This window comes from Pseudomonas sp. FW305-96 (assembly GCF_058783825.1).
This window is the reverse complement of record NZ_JBYSYW010000003.1, coordinates 214,968-232,682: the sequence shown is the minus strand read 5'-3', so window position 1 is coordinate 232,682 and position 17,715 is coordinate 214,968. Positions and strand designations below refer to the sequence as shown.

At 64.6% G+C, this 17,715-nt stretch carries 18 protein-coding genes; 6 read left to right on the top strand and 12 right to left on the bottom strand.

Annotated elements, in window-relative coordinates; genetic code table 11:
* Window positions 1-88: 88 nt before the first annotated feature.
* Window positions 89-1,939, bottom strand: coding sequence for a DUF3857 domain-containing transglutaminase family protein (locus tag AC3WL2_RS03895; RefSeq protein ID WP_102683505.1), 1,851 nt, complete (start codon window positions 1,937-1,939; stop codon window positions 89-91).
* Between the two features lie 219 nt (window positions 1,940-2,158).
* Between AC3WL2_RS03895 and AC3WL2_RS03890 the strand changes: the two genes are divergently transcribed.
* Window positions 2,159-3,889 carry a dipeptidase gene (locus tag AC3WL2_RS03890; RefSeq protein WP_102683506.1) on the top strand — a complete coding sequence of 577 codons (1,731 nt, stop codon included), beginning with the start codon at window positions 2,159-2,161 and terminating at the stop codon, window positions 3,887-3,889.
* A 146-nt stretch (window positions 3,890-4,035) separates the two neighbouring features.
* The gene (locus tag AC3WL2_RS03885; RefSeq protein ID WP_102683507.1) at window positions 4,036-4,473 is read left to right on the top strand and encodes a CBS domain-containing protein; all 438 of its coding nucleotides are present in this window, start codon (window positions 4,036-4,038) and stop codon (window positions 4,471-4,473) included.
* Between the two features lie 6 nt (window positions 4,474-4,479).
* Here AC3WL2_RS03885 and AC3WL2_RS03880 read toward each other — a convergent pair whose 3' ends face one another.
* The 3 genes from AC3WL2_RS03880 to AC3WL2_RS03870 form a co-directional block, all read right to left on the bottom strand.
* On the bottom strand, window positions 4,480-5,118 hold the full coding sequence (locus tag AC3WL2_RS03880; protein WP_102683508.1) for an NADH:ubiquinone oxidoreductase subunit N: 639 nt from the start codon (window positions 5,116-5,118) through the stop codon (window positions 4,480-4,482).
* 70 nt (window positions 5,119-5,188) lie between these two features.
* Window positions 5,189-5,431, bottom strand: coding sequence for a DUF2789 domain-containing protein (locus AC3WL2_RS03875; RefSeq protein WP_023629226.1), 243 nt, complete (start codon window positions 5,429-5,431; stop codon window positions 5,189-5,191).
* Between the two features lie 59 nt (window positions 5,432-5,490).
* Window positions 5,491-5,949: an aminoacyl-tRNA deacylase gene (locus AC3WL2_RS03870; RefSeq protein ID WP_023629227.1), complete on the bottom strand. Its 459-nt coding sequence runs from the start codon at window positions 5,947-5,949 to the stop codon at window positions 5,491-5,493.
* A 117-nt stretch (window positions 5,950-6,066) separates the two neighbouring features.
* Here AC3WL2_RS03870 and AC3WL2_RS03865 point away from each other — a divergent pair, with 117 nt between their 5' ends.
* Both AC3WL2_RS03865 and AC3WL2_RS03860 read left to right on the top strand, forming a co-directional pair.
* Entirely contained in the window at window positions 6,067-7,389 is a 1,323-nt protein-coding gene (locus AC3WL2_RS03865; protein WP_219730245.1) for an NfeD family protein, read from the top strand.
* 3 nt (window positions 7,390-7,392) lie between these two features.
* The gene (locus tag AC3WL2_RS03860) at window positions 7,393-8,145 is read left to right on the top strand and encodes a slipin family protein (protein WP_023630586.1); all 753 of its coding nucleotides are present in this window, start codon (window positions 7,393-7,395) and stop codon (window positions 8,143-8,145) included.
* 65 nt (window positions 8,146-8,210) lie between these two features.
* On the opposite strand, the gene AC3WL2_RS03855 is transcribed toward AC3WL2_RS03860, so the two are convergent.
* From AC3WL2_RS03855 to AC3WL2_RS03845, 3 genes are all read right to left on the bottom strand, one after another.
* The gene (locus tag AC3WL2_RS03855; RefSeq protein WP_102683510.1) at window positions 8,211-8,843 is read right to left on the bottom strand and encodes a LysE family transporter; all 633 of its coding nucleotides are present in this window, start codon (window positions 8,841-8,843) and stop codon (window positions 8,211-8,213) included.
* Between the two features lie 79 nt (window positions 8,844-8,922).
* Entirely contained in the window at window positions 8,923-9,510 is a 588-nt protein-coding gene (locus AC3WL2_RS03850) for a mechanosensitive ion channel family protein (protein WP_023630588.1), read from the bottom strand.
* Window positions 9,510-11,420: an ATP-binding cassette domain-containing protein gene (locus AC3WL2_RS03845; protein ID WP_102683511.1), complete on the bottom strand. Its 1,911-nt coding sequence runs from the start codon at window positions 11,418-11,420 to the stop codon at window positions 9,510-9,512. The genes AC3WL2_RS03850 and AC3WL2_RS03845 overlap by 1 nt, the downstream gene beginning before the upstream one ends.
* Window positions 11,421-11,470: 50 nt before the next feature.
* On the opposite strand from AC3WL2_RS03845, the gene AC3WL2_RS03840 reads away from it, so the two are divergent.
* On the top strand, window positions 11,471-11,950 hold the full coding sequence (locus tag AC3WL2_RS03840; RefSeq protein WP_102683512.1) for a TIGR02444 family protein: 480 nt from the start codon (window positions 11,471-11,473) through the stop codon (window positions 11,948-11,950).
* Here the strand turns inward: AC3WL2_RS03840 and AC3WL2_RS03835 are convergent.
* A complete protein-coding gene (locus tag AC3WL2_RS03835) occupies window positions 11,926-12,996 on the bottom strand; it encodes an AlgP family protein (RefSeq protein ID WP_102690649.1) in 1,071 nt (356 codons plus the stop codon). The genes AC3WL2_RS03840 and AC3WL2_RS03835 overlap by 25 nt on opposite strands.
* 224 nt (window positions 12,997-13,220) lie before the next feature.
* Here AC3WL2_RS03835 and AC3WL2_RS03830 point away from each other — a divergent pair, with 224 nt between their 5' ends.
* On the top strand, window positions 13,221-13,886 hold the full coding sequence (locus AC3WL2_RS03830; protein ID WP_102683514.1) for an FKBP-type peptidyl-prolyl cis-trans isomerase: 666 nt from the start codon (window positions 13,221-13,223) through the stop codon (window positions 13,884-13,886).
* A gap of 1 nt (window position 13,887) precedes the next feature.
* Here the strand turns inward: AC3WL2_RS03830 and rsd are convergent, their stop codons facing one another.
* The 4 genes from rsd to AC3WL2_RS03810 all read right to left on the bottom strand — a co-directional run bounded on the left by rsd (window position 13,888) and on the right by AC3WL2_RS03810 (window position 17,674).
* Window positions 13,888-14,358 carry a sigma D regulator gene (gene rsd, locus AC3WL2_RS03825; RefSeq protein ID WP_102683515.1) on the bottom strand — a complete coding sequence of 157 codons (471 nt, stop codon included), beginning with the start codon at window positions 14,356-14,358 and terminating at the stop codon, window positions 13,888-13,890.
* Window positions 14,359-14,588: 230 nt separating this feature from the next.
* On the bottom strand, window positions 14,589-15,086 hold the full coding sequence (locus tag AC3WL2_RS03820) for a disulfide bond formation protein B (RefSeq protein ID WP_102683516.1): 498 nt from the start codon (window positions 15,084-15,086) through the stop codon (window positions 14,589-14,591).
* A gap of 252 nt (window positions 15,087-15,338) precedes the next feature.
* Window positions 15,339-16,577 carry a heme biosynthesis protein HemY gene (locus AC3WL2_RS03815; protein ID WP_102683517.1) on the bottom strand — a complete coding sequence of 413 codons (1,239 nt, stop codon included), beginning with the start codon at window positions 16,575-16,577 and terminating at the stop codon, window positions 15,339-15,341.
* Window positions 16,574-17,674, bottom strand: a complete 1,101-nt coding sequence (locus AC3WL2_RS03810; RefSeq protein WP_102683518.1) for a uroporphyrinogen-III C-methyltransferase — start codon at window positions 17,672-17,674, stop codon at window positions 16,574-16,576. The genes AC3WL2_RS03815 and AC3WL2_RS03810 overlap by 4 nt, the downstream gene beginning before the upstream one ends.
* Window positions 17,675-17,715: the final 41 nt, after the last annotated feature.

The window sequence follows — 17,715 nt, the reverse complement described above, 5'->3', positions numbered from 1 at the left end:
TCGCGCTGCCACCCGTGTGTTTTCACCGATGGCGGCAAACAAAAGCCCCGCTCAGATCGCTCTGGCGGGGCTTTTGCGTTTCCGGGCCTCAGCCCTGCACGATGATCTGGCCTTGCAGGTCCCTGACCATGGTTTCAATGACTGGCTTCATCGCCTTGAACTCTTCAGGCGTGCACACCGCCTTCGGATGCTTGAACTGCATGCGCCGCTCGACCACCACGGCATTGCCATCGCGCGTGTAACGGGCACTGTAGTCGAAGCTGCCTTCCTTCACGGCAACGGCCTTGGGCGTCGCCAGGACGGTGACTTCGGCAGGGAACTCGAAGCGCGACTTCTCCACCGTTTCGTTGGAAATGCAGACGAAGCCCTGGGTGCGTTCGTTTTCGGCGGCAAAGCCATAGACCATCTGCGAGATACCGCCGACCAGACTGCTCAGTGCTGGAAGCCCATCTGGGCCTGGCAGGTTCACCAGGTTCTCGGTATGACCCTCGACCTGGCTGTGGAAGTGCTCCGGCGCCACCGATGGCTGGATCAGGATCTTGCCGCTGCCCCGCTGCCCGTAGGCATTGAGCACCTGCTCGACCATGCGGTCGAGATCTGCCGGTTTCATCGACTTGGCGCCATAGCGGTTGACCTCGCTGGCCCAACCCTCGATCGTCGAAGCGCCGGTGAAGTCCGCGGCGCCCGTGCCCTTGACCTTGAACAGCATCTCACCGACCTGCTTGCCGAACTGGGAGGCCGGGGTCTTGCCGAATTCGCCCGAGGCGGTCAGCAGCGTCGTCTTGTCCAGGTCCATCAGCGGCAGGTAGCCGGCGGCCACCGACGGGTCGGTCGAGTCCAGGTACAGATCCAGGCTCGGTACGTAGGTCAACACATGGTTGAGCACGCCCAGGGTCGGCACCTTGGGCAGGTGGTAGGCATTGCCGAGGTTGATCAGGGCAGGCGAGCTTTCGATGGCCACAGCCTTGAGCAACGCCTCGAGCAGGGCGACATGGTCCTTGCAGTCGCCATAGCGGTTGTCCAGCACGCTCTGCGCCGAATGCGGAACCACCCCGCCGGCACCGACATAGACCGCCACGTAGCGGATGTTCTCACGCACCCAGTCACTGAGCTTGAGCGCCTTGGCCCGGGCATCGGGCAGGTTCGCCGTCAACTGCTCGGCCAGTGCGGCGATGGCCGGCGTCACTTCCACCCCGGCGCGCGCCTGGTAGCTGGCGGCAAGCCCAGCGTAATCCTTGAAGGTCGACACCGCGAGGTACTGGCCATAGTCCAGGTAGGACACGGCGCTCGCCTCGATCCTGGCCCTGTCGGCGGGCACGAAGTCCCAGCGGTAGACCTTGCGGCCCTTGCCGGCCTTGGGCGAGGACGCCTTGAAGCCACGGGCATCAGCGTACAGCGGCAGATCCGCCGGCAGGTCGTAGATCAGCGAGAACTGCTCCACGGGGTGGAAATCCGGGCCGGTGAGGTCCTCGAAGTGGCCGGGGAACAGCGCTGTGTTGCGATGGCGCTTGTAACGCAGCACCAGGCGATCGCCGACGGCGACTTCCGGGAAGATCACCACCTTGACCCGGGAGTCCTGGAACATTGGCGCGTAGGTGGACGCCTGTTCCTGCTGCTCCTTGATCTGCGAGGCATCGACCATCACCTTGCGCCCATCGGGCTTCTGGGTGAAGGCTTCGTCGACCTCCAGGGTTTCGTACGAGCGGTTGTAGCTCAACGGCTGCTGGGCCTTGGCCTGGATGGCCCGCTCTTCGTTGATGCGCGAGATCGACTCGACCGCCACCTGGAAGCTGCCGTCGGTCTGCACGGTGAAGGTCTGCACGACCTTTTCCAGGGTGACAGAGTGGTCGGTGCCATCGTCCCGGGCCTGGGCGGGCGTGATGCAGGCAAGGGTGAAGGCCAGCACCCCGGCCAGGGGTGCAAGGTAAGACGTGAACATGAGGATCCTTCTCTCGTAAAACGGGTTATTACATAAAACGCTAATGATACGCATTTTTGTCATAAAGCTGCAGGCCGCGCCGTAGATGAAAGCTTGCACGTTTGTGCAGAAATGCACATTGCCACCTCTCCCGCGCCAGTAGTCATTGGTGATAGCGTGGGCATCTTCCGTTTGCGTAAACGGTCACCCTCCACCCCTTGCAAAGGAATGCGCACACCCATGCCATTTACCAAGCTATCCGCCGCATCGCTCCTGCTGGCCAGCGTGGCCATGTTCTCGATCCCGGCCCAGGCCAACCTCTCCCAGCAGCAGTCCGCCGCCATCATCAAGGCCTACGACGGCAGCGATCCGGCCGACTTCAAGCAGTTCCTCGGCAAGCTGGCCGGCAGTGACCTGGCCAAGGCCGACAAGCTGGACGACACCCTCAAGCTGTACCTGGCCGGCAAGCCCCTGGCTGCCGAGCAACAGGACGAGATCAACCGCCTGCTGGGCCTGTACACCCGCATCAAGTACGGCAAGGCCGCCAAGGAGACCCTGCGCGAGCTGGTGGAGATCCCGACCGTTCGCAAAGAGGGTGTGCCGCAGCACGAAAACCCGGATTTCCTCAAGATCGCCGACAAGATCAAGGCCCTGGCCGAGGGCTTCGGCCTGCAGTTCCGCAATATCGACAACCGCGTCTACGAGATCACACTCGGCGAGGGCAAGGAAGTCATCGGCATCCACGCCCATGCCGACGTGGTGCCGGTCACCCCAGAAAACTGGAAGCTCAAGGACGGCACCAAGCTCGACCCGTTCAAGGTCACCCTGGTGGGCGACCGCATGTACGGCCGCGGCACCGAGGACGACAAGAACGGCATCGTCGTGGCGCTCTACGCGCTGAAAGTAGCCAAGGACGAAAAGCTGCCGCTGGCGCGCCAGTTCAAGCTGCTGGTGGACACCACCGAGGAAACCACCGGTGATGCCATCCCCTACTACTTCGAACGCAACGCCACCCCCGACTACAACCTCGCGCTGGACGGCGGCTACCCGGTGGTGATCGCCGAGAAAGGCTATGGCACCGTCATGGCCACCTTCGCCAAGCGTGCCGGTGATGGCAAAGGCGCCGAGGTGATCAACCTCACCGGCGGCCTTGCCACCAACCAGATCCCCGGCAGCTCGGTGGCGACATTGACCGGCGACAAGCCGGCCGAGCTGGCCAAGGCCCTGGAAAAAGCCGGCGCGGCCTACGTCAAGCGCCATGGCGGTGACTTCAGCATCGACGCCAAAGTCGACGGCAAGCAGGTGCTGCTGACCGTGACCGGCGTGTCGGCGCACTCCTCCGAGCCCGAGTCCGGGGTCAACCCGGTGGCGCGCATGCTCGACTTCCTCAATGGCCTGGGCAAGGAGGTGCCGCTCAAGCACAACCACATCACCGACGCCGCCCGCTACGCCGCCGACAACTGGGGCCTGGACTACCTGGGCAACAAGCTTGGCGTGGGCTTCAAGGACAACTTCATGGGCCCGCTGACCACCTCGCTGACCTTCGTCGGCCTGGATGACAAGGCGCTGAAGCTGGCGGTGAACCTGCGTATTCCCAAAGGCAAGTCGCTCGACACCCTCAAGGGTGAGATCTCCGGCAAGCTCGACAGCTGGGTTGCCAAGAGCCAGACCAAGGTGGCCTTCGACTACAGCATGGACGAGCCGATGTACCGCAACCCCGAAGGCGAGTGGGTCAAGGCCCTGCTGGCCGTGGCCAGCGAGAACCTGGGCATGAAGCACGAGTACGGCACCTCCGCTGGCGCCACCTCGGTGCACGACCTGCCCAACGGCGTGCAGTTCGGCCTGGCCATGCCGGATGTGAAGTACACCGGGCACAACGACAACGAGTTCAAGACCGTGGAGCAGTTCATGCTCGACCTGCAGATCGTCAGCGAGATGGTGGCGCGGATCGGGCAGATGCCGAAGCTTTGATGACTCACTCGGGGCTGCGCAGCAGCCCCTTGCCACGATGACGTTTTTCAATCACCTCGATGCCGTTTCCTGCATTGCCGTGCAGAGCGCCGTGCCGGATGCTTTATTTACTCCGACACAGCGCTTTTTCACCCACCGAGGCCCGTATGAAGAACGTCGAACAAATCCTCAAAGCCAAGTCCCAGCATCAGACCGTCTACACCATAGGCCCTGATGACTCGGTGCTGGATGCCTTGAAGCTGCTGGCGGAGAAAAATGTCGGCGCCCTGCCGGTGGTGAAAGATGACCAGGTGGTAGGGATCGTCAGCGAACGCGACTACGCCCGTAAACTTGTACTCAAGGGGCGTTCATCGCCATTCACCAAGGTACACGAGATCATGAGCGCCCCTGTGATCACCGTGGAACCCAAGCAGAACCTTGAGTACTGCATGAACCTGATGACCAACCGCCACCTTAGACACCTGCCCGTGGTTGAAAACGGCAAGCTCATCGGCCTGCTTTCGATCGGTGACTTGGTTAAAGAGATCATCGCTGAGCAGGCAAACCAGATTGTCCAGTTAGAGCAATACATCCGCGGCGAATGATCCCGCTCAGTGGTAAGCGCGCTCCAGCTCGTCCAGTTGATGGTCGAAGCTGCGCAGGCGCGCCGACCAGGTGTACACCAGCACTTCCAGATCGCGATTGAGCACGGCGGTATTGCCGCCCTCGCGCACCGGGGCATCGCACAGATCCAGCTGATAGCGCTCGCGGGCCATCGCCGTGGCCACGCTGGACAAGTCGCGGGCATTGGCCAGCCAGTGATGGTGGTGGTCGTGCACCTCGCGGTCGAGTTCCCGGCACTGGCGCTTGAGGGCGTCGAGGCTCTGCTCCAGCGGTGTGCCCTTGAGCTCGCCCATCACCTCCTCGAAGGTGCGCCCGGAGTGCCAGTAGCTGCCCCAGAAGTAGCGGTCGAACACCGTCTCGACCCGGCGCAGGGCGACTTTGGTGTTCCAGATGGTCAGCAACGTTCGCCCCTGGGCCACCTCACGCTTGTTCAGGTGCAAATGCTGCCAGGCGATCCAGGCCAGGCCGCAGAGCGCCACCGCCGCGGTCACGGCGGCGGCGGCATAGAGAAACTGCACGGCCTGGTTCATCTGGTGGGTGTGCCGTATACCGTAGAAGTAGCCGGCGGTCAGGGTGCCCAGGATCGTCACGGTGCACCAGAATCCCGGTGCGTAGGGATCTTTCATCGCGCCATCCCCTCTTGTTTTACCTGAGCATAGCAACGGCCCGATCACCCATCAGGTGCCGCTCGGCGCTTTATTTGCGGGGGCGACGCAGCGCTTCGTTGAGTTGGTCGAAGGGTACCGCCCAATCGGCGTCCTCTATGATGCTTTCCTTCAAAAAGGTTCTTTGCGCCTCGGTCCAGAACGGTGCGTCCACCAGCTTGATCTCATTCTTCAACGGCGAATGAGTGGTGATGAACTGGTCGATGCTGGTGGCATCGTCCGCCAGCCCCAGTTGCTTGAACAGGTCGGCAAATGGATGGTTCGGTGCTTCCATGATTCCTCCTCGGGCCGGGCGGGTCGTCCACGACGCCAACCCGGCGTTGGTTGCGAGCATCAGCTCAGTTCGCGCACTTCGGCGTGCGGCACCAGCTTCAAGTATTGCTCCATGCTCATGTGGATCAGATGATCGTGGTCACCTGCCTCGAGGTAGACATCGCCCTGGCGGGTAAGACTCCGGTCGAGCAGCATGGGAATGTTGTAGGCGTCGCCCAGGGCCGGGATGGCGCCGCGCTCGCAATCGCCGAACAGGCTCGGCAGGTTGCTTTCGCGGGTCAGCTGCCAGGCCCCGGTCATGCGCACCTCGGTCATGTCCAGATGCCGGTTGGCCGGCAGCACGGCCATGATGAAGTTGCCATGGCGGTCATCAAGCATCACTGACTTGGCGACCCGCTCGGCGGGTACGCCGGCCGTGCGCGCCGACTCAAGGCTGGTGGCCGAATGGGGATGGGGAATGATGTCGTAGTCGCAGTTGGCCTGGTCCAGGCGCTGCTGAAGGGTCTTGGCCATACGCATGATGCACCTCCGGTTTTGCCCCCACCCTCAAGTTTAGGCCGTGGCCCGGCAGGCACGGCTAAACTTCAAGGACAGGTCTGCATGAGGTGACGACAGGTGATCGCCCAGCGCTGGCGCATGCTGCTGTTGCTGTTGATCCTCGGCTTCGCGCCGGGTGGCCAGAGCGCGCCTGGCGCAAATGTATGGCTGTTGAGCGTCGATGATGCCATCGGCCCGGCCAGCGCCGACTACCTGCTGCGTGGGCTGGACCAGGCGCAGGCACAAGGCGCGCAACTGGTGGTGATCCGCCTCGATACCCCCGGTGGGCTGGACAGCGCCATGCGCCAGATCGTCAAGGCGATCCTGGCAAGCCCCGTGCCGGTGGCCACCTACGTCGCCCCGGGTGGGGCCAGGGCAGCCAGCGCCGGCACTTACATCCTCTACGCCAGCCATATCGCGGCCATGGCCCCAGGGACCAACCTCGGCGCCGCGACGCCAGTCCAGGTCGGCGCTCCCGGCAAAGCTGAACAACCCGCCACGAACAGCGAAGAAGGCACACTGGCACGTAAACAGGTCAATGACGCCGCCGCCTACATCCGTGGCCTGGCCCAGCTGCGCGGGCGCAACGCCGACTGGGCGGAGAAGGCCGTGCGCGAGGCCGTCAGCCTGTCGGCCAGCGAAGCCCAGCGCTTGCAGGTAATCGACCTGGTCGCCGCTGACCTCCCCGACCTGCTGCGCCAGCTCGATGGCAAGTCACTGCTCGTCGCAGGCCAGACCGTGCAACTGCGCACCCATGAGGCCAGCGTGACCGAACACCTGCCGGACTGGCGCACCCGCCTGCTGGCGGTGATCACCAACCCCAGCGTGGCGCTGATCCTGATCATGATCGGCGTGTACGGCCTGCTGTTCGAATTCATGAGCCCGGGCTCCGGGGTCGGCGGCGTGGTCGGCGGCATCTGCCTGCTGCTGGCGCTGTATGCCCTGCAACTGCTGCCGGTGAGCCATGCCGGGGTGGCGTTGATCCTGCTCGGGGTGGCGTTCATGGTCGCCGAGGCGTTCCTGCCCAGCTTCGGCGTGGTCGGCTTCGGCGGCATCGTCGCCTTCGTCGTCGGGGCGGTGATCCTGATGGACACCGACGCCCCCGGCTTCGGCATTCCGCTGGCACTGATCATCAGCCTGGCAGTGCTCTCGGCGCTGTTGCTCGGCGGCGTGCTGGGCATGGCGGTGAAAGCGCGCCGGCGCGCCCTGGTCAGCGGCGATGCCGGGCTGGTGGGCAGCCTGGTCACGGTGACGCAGGTGCGCACCGACAACCCGTTCTGCGGTTCGGTACAGGCCCAGGGCGAACAGTGGCAGGTGCAGTGTGCGACACCACTGCAACCTGGCCAGCACGTGCGGGTGACGGCCCGTCATGGCGTGACCCTGGAGGTCAGCGCCACTGCGCCCACGGCGCAAGGAGAGTAGACGATGTTCATGCAATTCGGTTTCAGCGCCGTACTGGTGCTGCTGGCCATACTGCTGCTGTCGGCGCTGCGCATCCTGCGCGAGTACGAGCGCGGCGTGGTGTTCCAGCTCGGGCGTTTCTGGCAGGTCAAGGGCCCGGGCCTGATCATCCTGATTCCGGGAATCCAGCAGATGGTGCGCGTCGACCTGCGTACCGTGGTGCTCGATGTGCCGCCCCAGGACGTGATCACCCGCGACAACGTCTCGGTCAAGGTCAACGCCGTGCTCTACTTCCGCGTGCTCGACCCGCAGAAGGCGATCATCCAGGTCGAGGACTTCCTCGCTGCTACCAGCCAGCTGGCCCAGACCACCTTGCGGGCGGTGCTCGGCAAGCACGAGCTGGACGAACTGTTGGCCGAGCGCGAACAGTTGAACTCGGATATCCGCGAGGTGCTGGACGCGCAGACCGACGCCTGGGGCATCAAGGTGGCCAACGTCGAGATCAAGCACGTCGACCTGAACGAATCGATGATCCGCGCCATCGCCCGCCAGGCCGAGGCCGAGCGTGAGCGACGGGCCAAGGTGATCCATGCCGAAGGTGAGTTGCAGGCGTCGGAGAAACTCATGCAGGCGGCGCAGATGCTGGGCAAGGAGCCGGGGGCTATGCAACTGCGCTACATGCAGACGCTGGGCTCGATTGCCGGCGACAAGAGCTCGACCATCGTGTTTCCGATGCCGATGGATCTGCTCAAGGGGCTGGTGGATCGTCAGCGCTGAAAAGCAATCGCGGGGCCAGCCCGCTCCCAGAACCGTGGGAGCGAGCTGGCCCCGCGATGATCAAATCAGATCGGCGCGCGGCGCAGCGTCGCCAGGAACGTCGCCGCGCCAATGAACAGTCCGGCAAAGGTACGGTTCAGGCGTTTCTGCTGCTTCGGCGTACGCAACAGGCGCAGCACCCGCGAAGCCAGGCCGGTGTAACCCGCCATCACCAGCATGTCGACGCTGATCATGGTCACGGTGATCGCCACGTACTGCGGCAGCAACGCCTCGTGCGGGTTGATGAACTGCGGCAGCACCGCGAGCATGAATACCAGCGCCTTGGGGTTGCTGACGTTGACCAGGAAGCCACGGAACACCAGGCTCAGCGGCTTGCCGATCGGCCGCACGCCGGACTCGTTGCTCATGTCCATCGGCAGGGCTTGCCATTGTTTGTAGGCAAGGTAGACCAGGTAGGCGACGCCGAACCACTTGATGACCTGGAAGGCCGTGGCGGAAGCGGCGAGGATGGCGCCGACACCGGCGGCGATGACGGCGATCTGCACGATCAGGCCCAGTTGCAGGCCCAGGGCGTTCCAGTAACCACGCCAGAAACCGTACTGCAGCCCGCTGGACATCGAGGCGATCGCCCCGGCACCCGGCGACAGGCTGATCACCCAGCACGCGGCAAAGAAGGCCAACCACGTTTCCATCGACATCGCACACCTCGCTCGAACATTTGTTACAAAGCGTTAAGCTACGGTGCTGGCGAAAAAATAACCAGTAAATTCTGCGGCTTCAGTCGGTTTCGATCGATTCCGGCTTGACCGCAGTGGTGGCCTCGGCGCCACGCCAACGGCGCACGGCTTTCTGGAAGAACTGGCTGTTGGGCACCTGCACCAGTGCGCCACCCGCTTCCGGCGTTTCCATCAGCGTGGTGTACAGCAGGTTGATGGCGATCACCCGGCCCTTCACCCCCGGTTTGTCGAGGGTATCGACCAGCTCGACCACATCGCCGATACGAAACGGCCCGACGGTGAAGATCAGCACCGCGCACAGCAGGTTGGACAGCACGCTCCAGATAGCGAAGAACGCCACCGCCGCCACCGCGACGAAGCCCGACAGCGCGGTCCACAACACCGTGGCCGATACACCCAGGCGCTCGAGCACAAACAGCAGCGCGCTGCCCATGATCAGCCAGCGCAAGGCGCCGCGCACCGGCACCATCAGCTCGTGCGGCAACGGGTAGCGTTCGCCCAGGCTTCTCAACCCGCGAGCGACCATGCGCTGCAGGATGAACGCGGCGATCAGGATCAGCAGAATCTGCAACCCCAGCCACATCGAGTCCATCCACTGCCCCGGCAACAGCGAGCGCAGCTCCTCCATCAGGACAGCGCCTCGAGTTCGGCCTGCATGCTTTCGAGGGTTTCCAGGGCTTCCATCCAGGCCTCCTCAAGCTCGCCTTCGCGTTGCTTGAGCTTGGTCTGGCGCGCCAGCAGGTCGCGCAGTTCGTCCTTGCGCGCGGCCTCGTACACGCCACCGTCGCCCAGGGCGGTCTCGACCTCGGCCAGGTCCTTGTGCACCTGGTTGAGCTCGGTCTCCAGCTTGTCGGCCGCCTTCTTGTGCGGCGCCAACTGCTGGCGCAGCGCCGCGGCCGCCTGGCGCTGGGCTTTCTTGTCGGTCTTGTCCGGGTTGGCCGGCGTGCTGCTCACCGGCGCGTTGCGCTGGCGGAACTCGACAAGCCAGCGGCTGTAGTCGTCGAGGTCGCCGTCGAAGGTATCGACCTTGCCGTCGGCCACCAGCAGGAAGTCGTTGGTGGTGCTCTTGAGCAGGTGACGGTCGTGGGAGACCACCACCACGGCACCCGCGAATTCCTGCAGCGCCATGGTCAGCGCCAGACGCATCTCGAGGTCCAGGTGGTTGGTCGGCTCGTCGAGCAGCAACAGGTTCGGCCGCTCCCAGGCGATCAACGCCAGGGCCAGGCGGGCCTTTTCGCCACCGGAGAAGTTCACCACCGGTTCGTCGACACGGTTGCCATGGAAGTCGAAACCACCAAGGAAGTCACGCAGGGTCTGCTCGCGCTCACCCGGGGCAATGCGCTGCAGGTGCAGCAGCGGGCTGGCCTTGTCGTCCAGCGAGTCGAGCTGGTGCTGGGCGAAGTAGCCGACGGCGAGGTTTTCGCCACGCACCAGGCGCCCGGACAATGGCTGCAGCTCACCGGCGAGGTTCTTGATCAGGGTCGACTTGCCCGCGCCGTTGGGGCCGAGCAGACCGATGCGCGCACCCGGCGCCAGCTGCAGCTTGACCTTCTCGAGGATGGCCTTGTCGCCATAGCCCAGACGGCCTTCGGACAGGTCGAGCAAGGGGCTGGAGATCTTCTCGGACTCACGGAAAACGAAGTCGAAGGGCGAGTCGACGTGGGCCGCCGACAGCTCCTCCATGCGTTCCAGGGCCTTGATCCGGCTCTGCGCCTGGCGGGCCTTGGTGGCCTGGGCCTTGAAGCGGGCGATGTACTTTTCCATGTGCGCGCGCTGCGCCTGCTGCTTCTCGTAGGCCTGCTGCTGCTGCGCCAGGCGTTCGGCGCGAGTGCGCTCGAAGGCGCTGTAGCCGCCCTTGTAGAGATTGAGCTTGCGCTGTTCGACGTGCAGCACATGGTCGACCACGGCATCGAGGAAGTCGCGGTCGTGGGAGATCAGCAGCAGCGTGCCCGGGTAGCCCTTGAGCCAATCCTCCAGCCAGAGGATGGCGTCGAGATCCAGGTGGTTGGTCGGCTCGTCGAGCAGCAGCAGGTCGGACGGGCACATCAGTGCCTGGGCCAGGTTCAGGCGCATCCGCCAGCCACCTGAGAAGTCGCCGACGCGGCGGTCCATCTGCTCGTTGCTGAAGCCAAGGCCGGCCAGCAACTTGCGCGCGCGGGCGTCGGCAGTGTAGCCGTCGGCGCTGTCCAGTTCACTGTGCAGGCGCGCCAGGGCAGTGCCATCGTGGGCCAGTTCGGCGGCGGCCAGATCTGCCTGGACCTTGCGCAGGCGCACGTCGCCATCGAGGACATAGTCCACGGCGATACGGTCGAGGGTATCGACCTCCTGGCGCATATGGGCGATGCGCCAGTCGCCGGGCAGCTGGCAGTCACCGGCATCGGGCGACAGCTCGCCGCGCAGCAAGGCGAACAGGCTGGATTTGCCGGCACCATTGGCACCGATCAGGCCGGCCTTGTGGCCGGTGTGCAGGGTCATCTCGGCGCCTTCTAGCAGGCGCTGGGGACCACGCTGTAAAGTGAGGTTCGATAGTCTGATCATGATGGTCGCGGAGTCTACCAGCTTCCCCGATCACTGGCGCGAGTGAAACCATGCACACCGACCTGTGGAATCATGCGCTGGCCCTGTATGCCCGGCCGGGTGTCGAGGCAGCTTGCCTGGCCCTCCAGGAACTGGGCGGTGATGTCTGCCTGCTGCTCTGCGGCACCTGGCTACAGGCCCGCGGCATAGCCCCCAACGAACAACGGATTGCCACCCTGCAGGCGCTGGCCCGGCCCTGGCAGCGCGATGTTGTGGCGCCGTTACGCGCCCTGCGCCGGCAATGGCGCGAACATGCGCTGGCCGACCCGCAACTGAGCGTGATGCGTGAGCAGGTGAAAGCCCTGGAACTGCAGGCTGAACGCACGTTGCTGGAACGCCTGGAGGCGTTGGCGCGTGAGTGGCCGGCGCAAGCGGGCGCGGCGCCGGACTGGTTAGCCTGGCTGGCGCCGGACCAGGCCAGGAACCACGACGCGCTGCATCAGCTGCGCGCCGCGGCCCGTGGGCTTCAGGACGCCGAAGTCGGCGACTGAGTCGGAGTGCCGGTGGCCGCAGGCGCGGTGCCGCCGGTCACTGGTGCCGGAGTGGCGCTGGCGGCCGGAGTGGCAGGCTTGCTTTCGGCGGGTTTGCTGGCGGCAGGTTTGGCCGGGGCTTTGGCGGCGGCCGGTCTGGCTGCAGGTTTGGCTGCCGGCTTCGGGGCGGCTTTGGCAGCAGCAGGCTTGGCCACTGGCTTGGCGGTGGCAGGCTTCGCCGGGGCCTTGGCGGCAGCAGGCTTGGTCGCTGGCTTGGCGGCAGCAGTCTTCGCCGGAGCCTTGGCAGCAGCAGGCTTGGCCGCTGGCTTGGCAGCCGGTTTGGCGGCGGCAGTCTTCGCCGGAGCCTTGGCGGCAGCAGGCTTGGCCGCTGGCTTGGCAGCTGGTTTGGCCGCGGCAGTCTTCGCCGGAGCCTTGGCGGCAGCGGGCCTGGCCGCTGGCTTGGCAGCCGGTTTGGCGGCGGCAGTCTTCGCCGGAGCCTTGGCGGCAACAGGCTTGGCCGCTGGCTTGACGGCTGGCTTGGCGGCGGCAGTCTTGGTCGCTGCCTTGGCAGCAGCAGGCTTGGCCGTTGGACGGGTTGCCGGCTTGGCAGCAGCCTTGACCGGGGCTTTGGTTGCAGCGGGCTTGGCGGCAGCTTTCGGTGTTGCCGTACGTGCGCCCAGGGCCTTGGCGGCCGCCTCGCGCACCTTGCCGACACCCTGGGCCAGCTTCAGGCTCTCCTGGGCATCACGCTTGAGTTGCTGGATATAAGTACGGGTCTGCGCCTGGCGATCCTTGAGCGAATCGAGCAAGTCTTCAAGTTCGCCAGCAGCTTTTTGTGCCTTGCCTTGTGCCTTGGCTTTACCGGCCTTGGCGGCGTCCTGCAACTTCAGGCGGGCGTTGTGCAGTTTCTCCTGGGCCTTGCCACGTTGTTTTTCCAACTTGGCCAAGAGTTTCTCGGCATCCGCCAGCGCTTGGGAGCAGGCATCTTCCAAATGTTCGAGCAGGCTACCCGAAAGTTGCTGGAGCAGGTGCAACGGCGTACTTACTGGCTTCTTTTTGGCCGACATGGTTTACCTCCTGGCTGACGAGAGTGCGGCTCATACTATGCTTCTGCTGCTACCGCCGCTAGGGCATGTTGACAGTCTCGGTAGCGCCGCGTTGCATGCCTGGGCAAAGTTGTTGTCTTGCAGCTGGAAACAAGTGTAGTTGCCCATTAGTGCAGTGCCGATATTTACACATCTCTGGCCAACAACGCTGGCATACTTCGCGCTCATTGCCGCAGGAGACCTCCATGCCTCGTTATCTGATTCTCGGCCTGTGCCTGGTGACGCCGCTCTCCCTGGCCAATGCCGAGACCACCCCCGTCAACGACAGCGACCTGGCCTATAGCCTGGGCAGCAGCCTCGGTGAGCGGTTGCGTCAGGAAGTGCCCGGCCTGCAGCTCGACGCACTGGTCGAAGGGCTGCGCCAGGCCTACCAGGGCGAGCCGCCACGGATTGCCAAGTCACGCATGCAGGCCATCCTCGAACAGCACGAAACACAAGCCAACGCCGCCGCAGAGCAGGCCCAGGTGGACAAGCTGGGGGAGGCCGAAAAGCGCTTTATCGCGGGTGAGCGGGCCAAGGCCGGAGCCCGTGAGTTGCCCGAGGGCGTTCTCTACAGCGAACTGGCCAGCGGCAGCGGTGCGCAGCCCAAGACCAATGGACGCGTGCAAGTACGGTATGTGGGCAAGCTGCCGGATGGCACGGTGTTCGACCAGAACCTGCAACCTCAGTGGTTCAAGCTGGACTCGGTGATCGAGGGCTGGCAGGTGGCGCTGCCACGAATGAAAGCGGGGGCCAAATGGCGCCTGGTGATCCCGTCGGCGCAAGCCTACGGCGCCGACGGTGCGGGTGACCTGATCGCACCCTATACCCCACTGGTGTTCGAGATCGAACTGCTGGACGTGGCCGACTGAATCAGGCCTGCACCGGATCCTCTACCTTGTGCGCAGTGTGCAGCACTTCGATGAGACAGTCCTCCAGCTCGAAGCGCTCTCGCAGCAAGCTTCCTAGCTTTCCCAGCTTCTCGGCGAAGCGCTCGATATCGGTGCATTCGCCCTTCTCGCAGTGGTCATTAAAGGCCAGTGCGATCTGGGTGCTGTCGTTGATTCGCGGGTTGATCTCTTCAGCCAGTTTCAGGGCCTTCTGATCACCGAATGCCTTGGCCTCGGTGACCAACTGCTCACTGACTTCGAAATGCCAGGCTGACACGTAATCGACCAGCACAGCGCAAAAATCGCGGTTCTTATCCTTGTCCGCAAAAGCCGGCTTGGCATCGCGCAAGGTGCGGAAGGCTTGCACCAGCTCCTCGCGCTCCTTGAGCCAACGGTCGATCAGCTTGTGAACACCGCCCCAGCGTTCCTGGGCGTTCTGGCAACTATCGAGCATGGCGATCTCTTCCCTTCTGGGTAGATGCCGCTGCACCTCGCGACACAACACCGTGGCACAAAGGTGACATCAGCAAACGGCATCGAGCAGTTGTATTTTCGGTATGCGTGCTGGGAGATTATTCCCGCGCGACCTGCCCATCAAGGTACGCAGCAGACTAAGTTCATACAAGCGTTTAATCCCTCTGCCGGCCACCACTGGTCGCGCAATCCCCGGCTCGTTGCGCTGGATCAAGCCACCGCGCCGTGGCGCAATCGATACACCACCAGCCACGACAGTGGTTGCGCGGCCAGCAACAGGAACGCCAGCAGGCTCCATTCAGGCAGGGTCAGGTCGAGAAAGCTCCAGTTGATCGACACGCATTCCGGGCTGCCCAGCAGGAAGGTTCGCAGGATCTCGCCCCAGGGACGCTCCATCAGGTGCGCCAGCGGCAGATGACAACCGCTGAGCGGCAACGGCTCGGCCTGCAACCAGACATGTCGACCGGCGAGCAAGGCGCCGGCAACCGAGAACCCCAAGGCCAACCGGGCATGCAATCGCTGCTGACCGGCGTGGACGACCGCACCCAGGCAAGCCAGCGCATAGAGCCCCAGCATCAGGCGCTGGCTGAAGCACAGCGCGCAAGGGTCGAGGCCGACCACGTTCTCGAGGCGAAACGACGCCACCAGCACAGCGACGGCGGCCAGGAAGGCGGGAAAGAAAAAGCTGCGCAGGCAGGCCAGCGACATGGGCGAAGGTGATCCGAAAAGAGGAGATGTGATTTGAAACGGTAGAGGAAAGGGGCGCTTTGTATCAAGTCGCTACAGCGCAGACAAGTCGCTGAATGGATAGGGAATCATTTTCGTAGAAAGTGGGAACATTCCGACACGGACGAAGGAAAGTTCAGCGCCCGCCATTTACGCATGCCAAGGCAACAAAACCGGTGCCAGGCACGGCCCCACGAGGGCAATGAGCTCTGCGTGGGGCGAGCCCAGGCCCCTTCAGGCCCGAACCCCCTCCGGCAACGGCAGCGCCAGCAGACGTTCATCCAGCAACCCCAAGCCTTCCTGGAACAGCTGGTTGCTGCGCTCGGTCTCGCCAAGGCCAGCCAGAAGCCGCGCCAGCTCCGCGCAAGCCTCTGGATTGCGCTCCATGCGCAGGCTGCTCTCCAGGTAGTCACGGGCCTTGCCCCACAGGCGATTCTGCAGGCTCAGGCGCCCTAGGGTAAGCAACAGACTAGGGTCCTGCGGATGCTCCTTCAGCCAGCCTTCGGCCGTCTGCAACTGGCGCCCAGGATCATCGCCGCGCACCAGCCCATACAAGCGGGCCAGATGGCTTTCGTAGCCACGCTTGAGCGCGCCGCGCAACACCTGCTCGGCTTCACCCTGGGCGCCGATTTGGCGCAGCTGCTCGGCATAGGCCGACACCAGTTGCGGCTCCTGGCGCTGGGCGTTGGTCAACTGCTGCCAGGCGCGCTCGAGCGCCTGGCGCGCCGTCTGCGGGTCCTCGTCACGGGTCGCCGCCAGGCCCAGGTTCTGGCCCCAGGCACGCTGCTCCAGGTCGGCCAGTTCGGCCGCTGGCAGCACCTTGTGCTTGCGCAGGTCAGGCAGCAGGCGGATCAGCGCCGGCCAGTCACCACGCTCCAGGTGCAGGCGGTGCAGCAGGCGCAGCACCTGCGCATTATGCGGATGGCGCTCCTGCATGGCCTGCAGGGCCTCCAGCGCCCCGTCGCTTTCGCCGCGGTCCATCTGCAGTTGGGCATGGGTCAGGGCCACGGCAAGCTCTGCCTGGGGTTGGCGCTCCAGGGCGCGCTCGAGCAACTGGTCACGCTCCTCGACCCGGCCCAGTTCGTTGGCGGCACGGGCGGCGCCGAGGTAGTAGAGCAGTGGCTGGCGATCGGATTCGGCGGCACGCTGCAGGTGGCGTTGGGCACTTGCCCAGCGCCCCTCGGCCAGGTCCAGCTGCCCCTGCTCGATGGCGATGCGCTTGCGGCGGCTGCGGTTGCGCCGCGACCAGGGGTTGACCACCCCGGAGGACGTCAGCACCAGCCCGACCAGGTAACGCGCCAGCAGCAACAGCAGGACGATCCCGACCAGCGCGCCCAGTGCCGCCCACAGCCCCGACTGATAGCGGAAGCCGCCGTAGGCGATCAGCACGTAGCCGCTGTGCTTGGCGATCGCGATACCCAGCGCCGCGGCAATAACGATCGCCAACACTGCCAGCAGGTAAACGCGCTTCATGGCTTGGCCCCTTCCGTGGTAGCCGGCAGGTGGCGACGCTGGATATAGGCCTGCACCGCAGCCAGGCTCTCGCTCAGGTCAGGCGTGACCACCGACACCGGCTGGTCGGCCAGCTGGTTGAGGTTGTCGAGCATCGCCTTGCTCTGCGGATTGTCCGGGTTGAAGTTGGCCAGCAACACACTGCGCGCATCGTCCAGGGCCTGGGTGTAGACCTTGGCTTCGCCATTGAGCGCCGCCCATTGCGCCTGTTCGATGGTCAGGCTCAGGGCCAGGCGCAGCTGGTTGAGCGACTGGCCGGACAGCAGCGGGCGAACGTTGTCGTCGGCATTGAACTCGATCTGGAAGTACTTGGACATTTCCGCCCACCACTGTGACCAGCGGCTGGCGCCATCGCCATCGGCGGTCAGGGCGCCCATGGCGTCGGCCTGGCTGTCGAACTCGGGCGACTGGGCGCTGAGCTGCTGGACCATCTCACGCTGCGCGGCGAGCTTGAGGAACAGGCCGGTACGGTCCGGCTGCTGGGTGCTGGAAAGCGTCGCCAGGCTACGTGCCAACTGCTCGCGGGCAGCGAAGGCGCCCGGGTCGCTCTGCTCACGAAGAATTTCATCGGCGCCCTCGACCAACGCCTTGGCACTGGTGATGTCCTGCAACGCCGACAGGCGCAGGGTCGCCAGGCGCAGCAAGTGCTCGGCCTCGGCCAGGCGCCACTCCTTGCGGCTTTCGCCCAATACGGTCTCCAGGCGCTGGCTCAGGCGCTGCTGGTCGCCCTGCAGTTGCGCTACAAGGCGACGGCGATCTTCCAGTTCGCTGGCAGCCGGCAGGCTGGCCAGCTGCGCGCTGAGCTGCTGCTCGCGCTGCTGCAGCGCGTCGGCGCGCTGGTTGAGGGCTTGCAGGTGTTCGCCCTGGCCTTGTTCGCTGCCTTGCAGCTGGCGAACCTGCCAGACGCCCCAGCCGCCGACCGCGACGCCTGCGGCGCCCAGTAGCAGAGCCAGCAGCGCCAGGCCGTTGCCGGAGCGTCGGGCGGGCTTGGCGGTGGCGGATTCCGGCGCCTCGGACGCCACGGGCTGTTCGGTGTTGGACAAGACAGTTTCGCTCACGTATCCATCCTTTGCATGGTGGCGCATCGCTCTCTAGCTTA

What these genes read in the sequence shown, in the direction of transcription:
- AC3WL2_RS03895 (WP_102683505.1), bottom strand. Translation starts at nt 1,939, where the DNA reads ATGTTCACGTCTTACCTTGCACCCCTGGCCGGGGTGCTGGCCTTCACC.
- AC3WL2_RS03890 (WP_102683506.1), top strand. Translation starts at nt 2,159, where the DNA reads ATGCCATTTACCAAGCTATCCGCCGCATCGCTCCTGCTGGCCAGCGTG.
- AC3WL2_RS03885 (WP_102683507.1), top strand. Translation starts at nt 4,036, where the DNA reads ATGAAGAACGTCGAACAAATCCTCAAAGCCAAGTCCCAGCATCAGACC.
- AC3WL2_RS03880 (WP_102683508.1), bottom strand. Translation starts at nt 5,118, where the DNA reads ATGAAAGATCCCTACGCACCGGGATTCTGGTGCACCGTGACGATCCTG.
- AC3WL2_RS03875 (WP_023629226.1), bottom strand. Translation starts at nt 5,431, where the DNA reads ATGGAAGCACCGAACCATCCATTTGCCGACCTGTTCAAGCAACTGGGG.
- AC3WL2_RS03870 (WP_023629227.1), bottom strand. Translation starts at nt 5,949, where the DNA reads ATGCGTATGGCCAAGACCCTTCAGCAGCGCCTGGACCAGGCCAACTGC.
- AC3WL2_RS03865 (WP_219730245.1), top strand. Translation starts at nt 6,067, where the DNA reads ATGCTGCTGTTGCTGTTGATCCTCGGCTTCGCGCCGGGTGGCCAGAGC.
- AC3WL2_RS03860 (WP_023630586.1), top strand. Translation starts at nt 7,393, where the DNA reads ATGTTCATGCAATTCGGTTTCAGCGCCGTACTGGTGCTGCTGGCCATA.
- AC3WL2_RS03855 (WP_102683510.1), bottom strand. Translation starts at nt 8,843, where the DNA reads ATGTCGATGGAAACGTGGTTGGCCTTCTTTGCCGCGTGCTGGGTGATC.
- AC3WL2_RS03850 (WP_023630588.1), bottom strand. Translation starts at nt 9,510, where the DNA reads ATGGAGGAGCTGCGCTCGCTGTTGCCGGGGCAGTGGATGGACTCGATG.
- AC3WL2_RS03845 (WP_102683511.1), bottom strand. Translation starts at nt 11,420, where the DNA reads ATGATCAGACTATCGAACCTCACTTTACAGCGTGGTCCCCAGCGCCTG.
- AC3WL2_RS03840 (WP_102683512.1), top strand. Translation starts at nt 11,471, where the DNA reads ATGCACACCGACCTGTGGAATCATGCGCTGGCCCTGTATGCCCGGCCG.
- AC3WL2_RS03835 (WP_102690649.1), bottom strand. Translation starts at nt 12,996, where the DNA reads ATGTCGGCCAAAAAGAAGCCAGTAAGTACGCCGTTGCACCTGCTCCAG.
- AC3WL2_RS03830 (WP_102683514.1), top strand. Translation starts at nt 13,221, where the DNA reads ATGCCTCGTTATCTGATTCTCGGCCTGTGCCTGGTGACGCCGCTCTCC.
- rsd (WP_102683515.1), bottom strand. Translation starts at nt 14,358, where the DNA reads ATGCTCGATAGTTGCCAGAACGCCCAGGAACGCTGGGGCGGTGTTCAC.
- AC3WL2_RS03820 (WP_102683516.1), bottom strand. Translation starts at nt 15,086, where the DNA reads ATGTCGCTGGCCTGCCTGCGCAGCTTTTTCTTTCCCGCCTTCCTGGCC.
- AC3WL2_RS03815 (WP_102683517.1), bottom strand. Translation starts at nt 16,577, where the DNA reads ATGAAGCGCGTTTACCTGCTGGCAGTGTTGGCGATCGTTATTGCCGCG.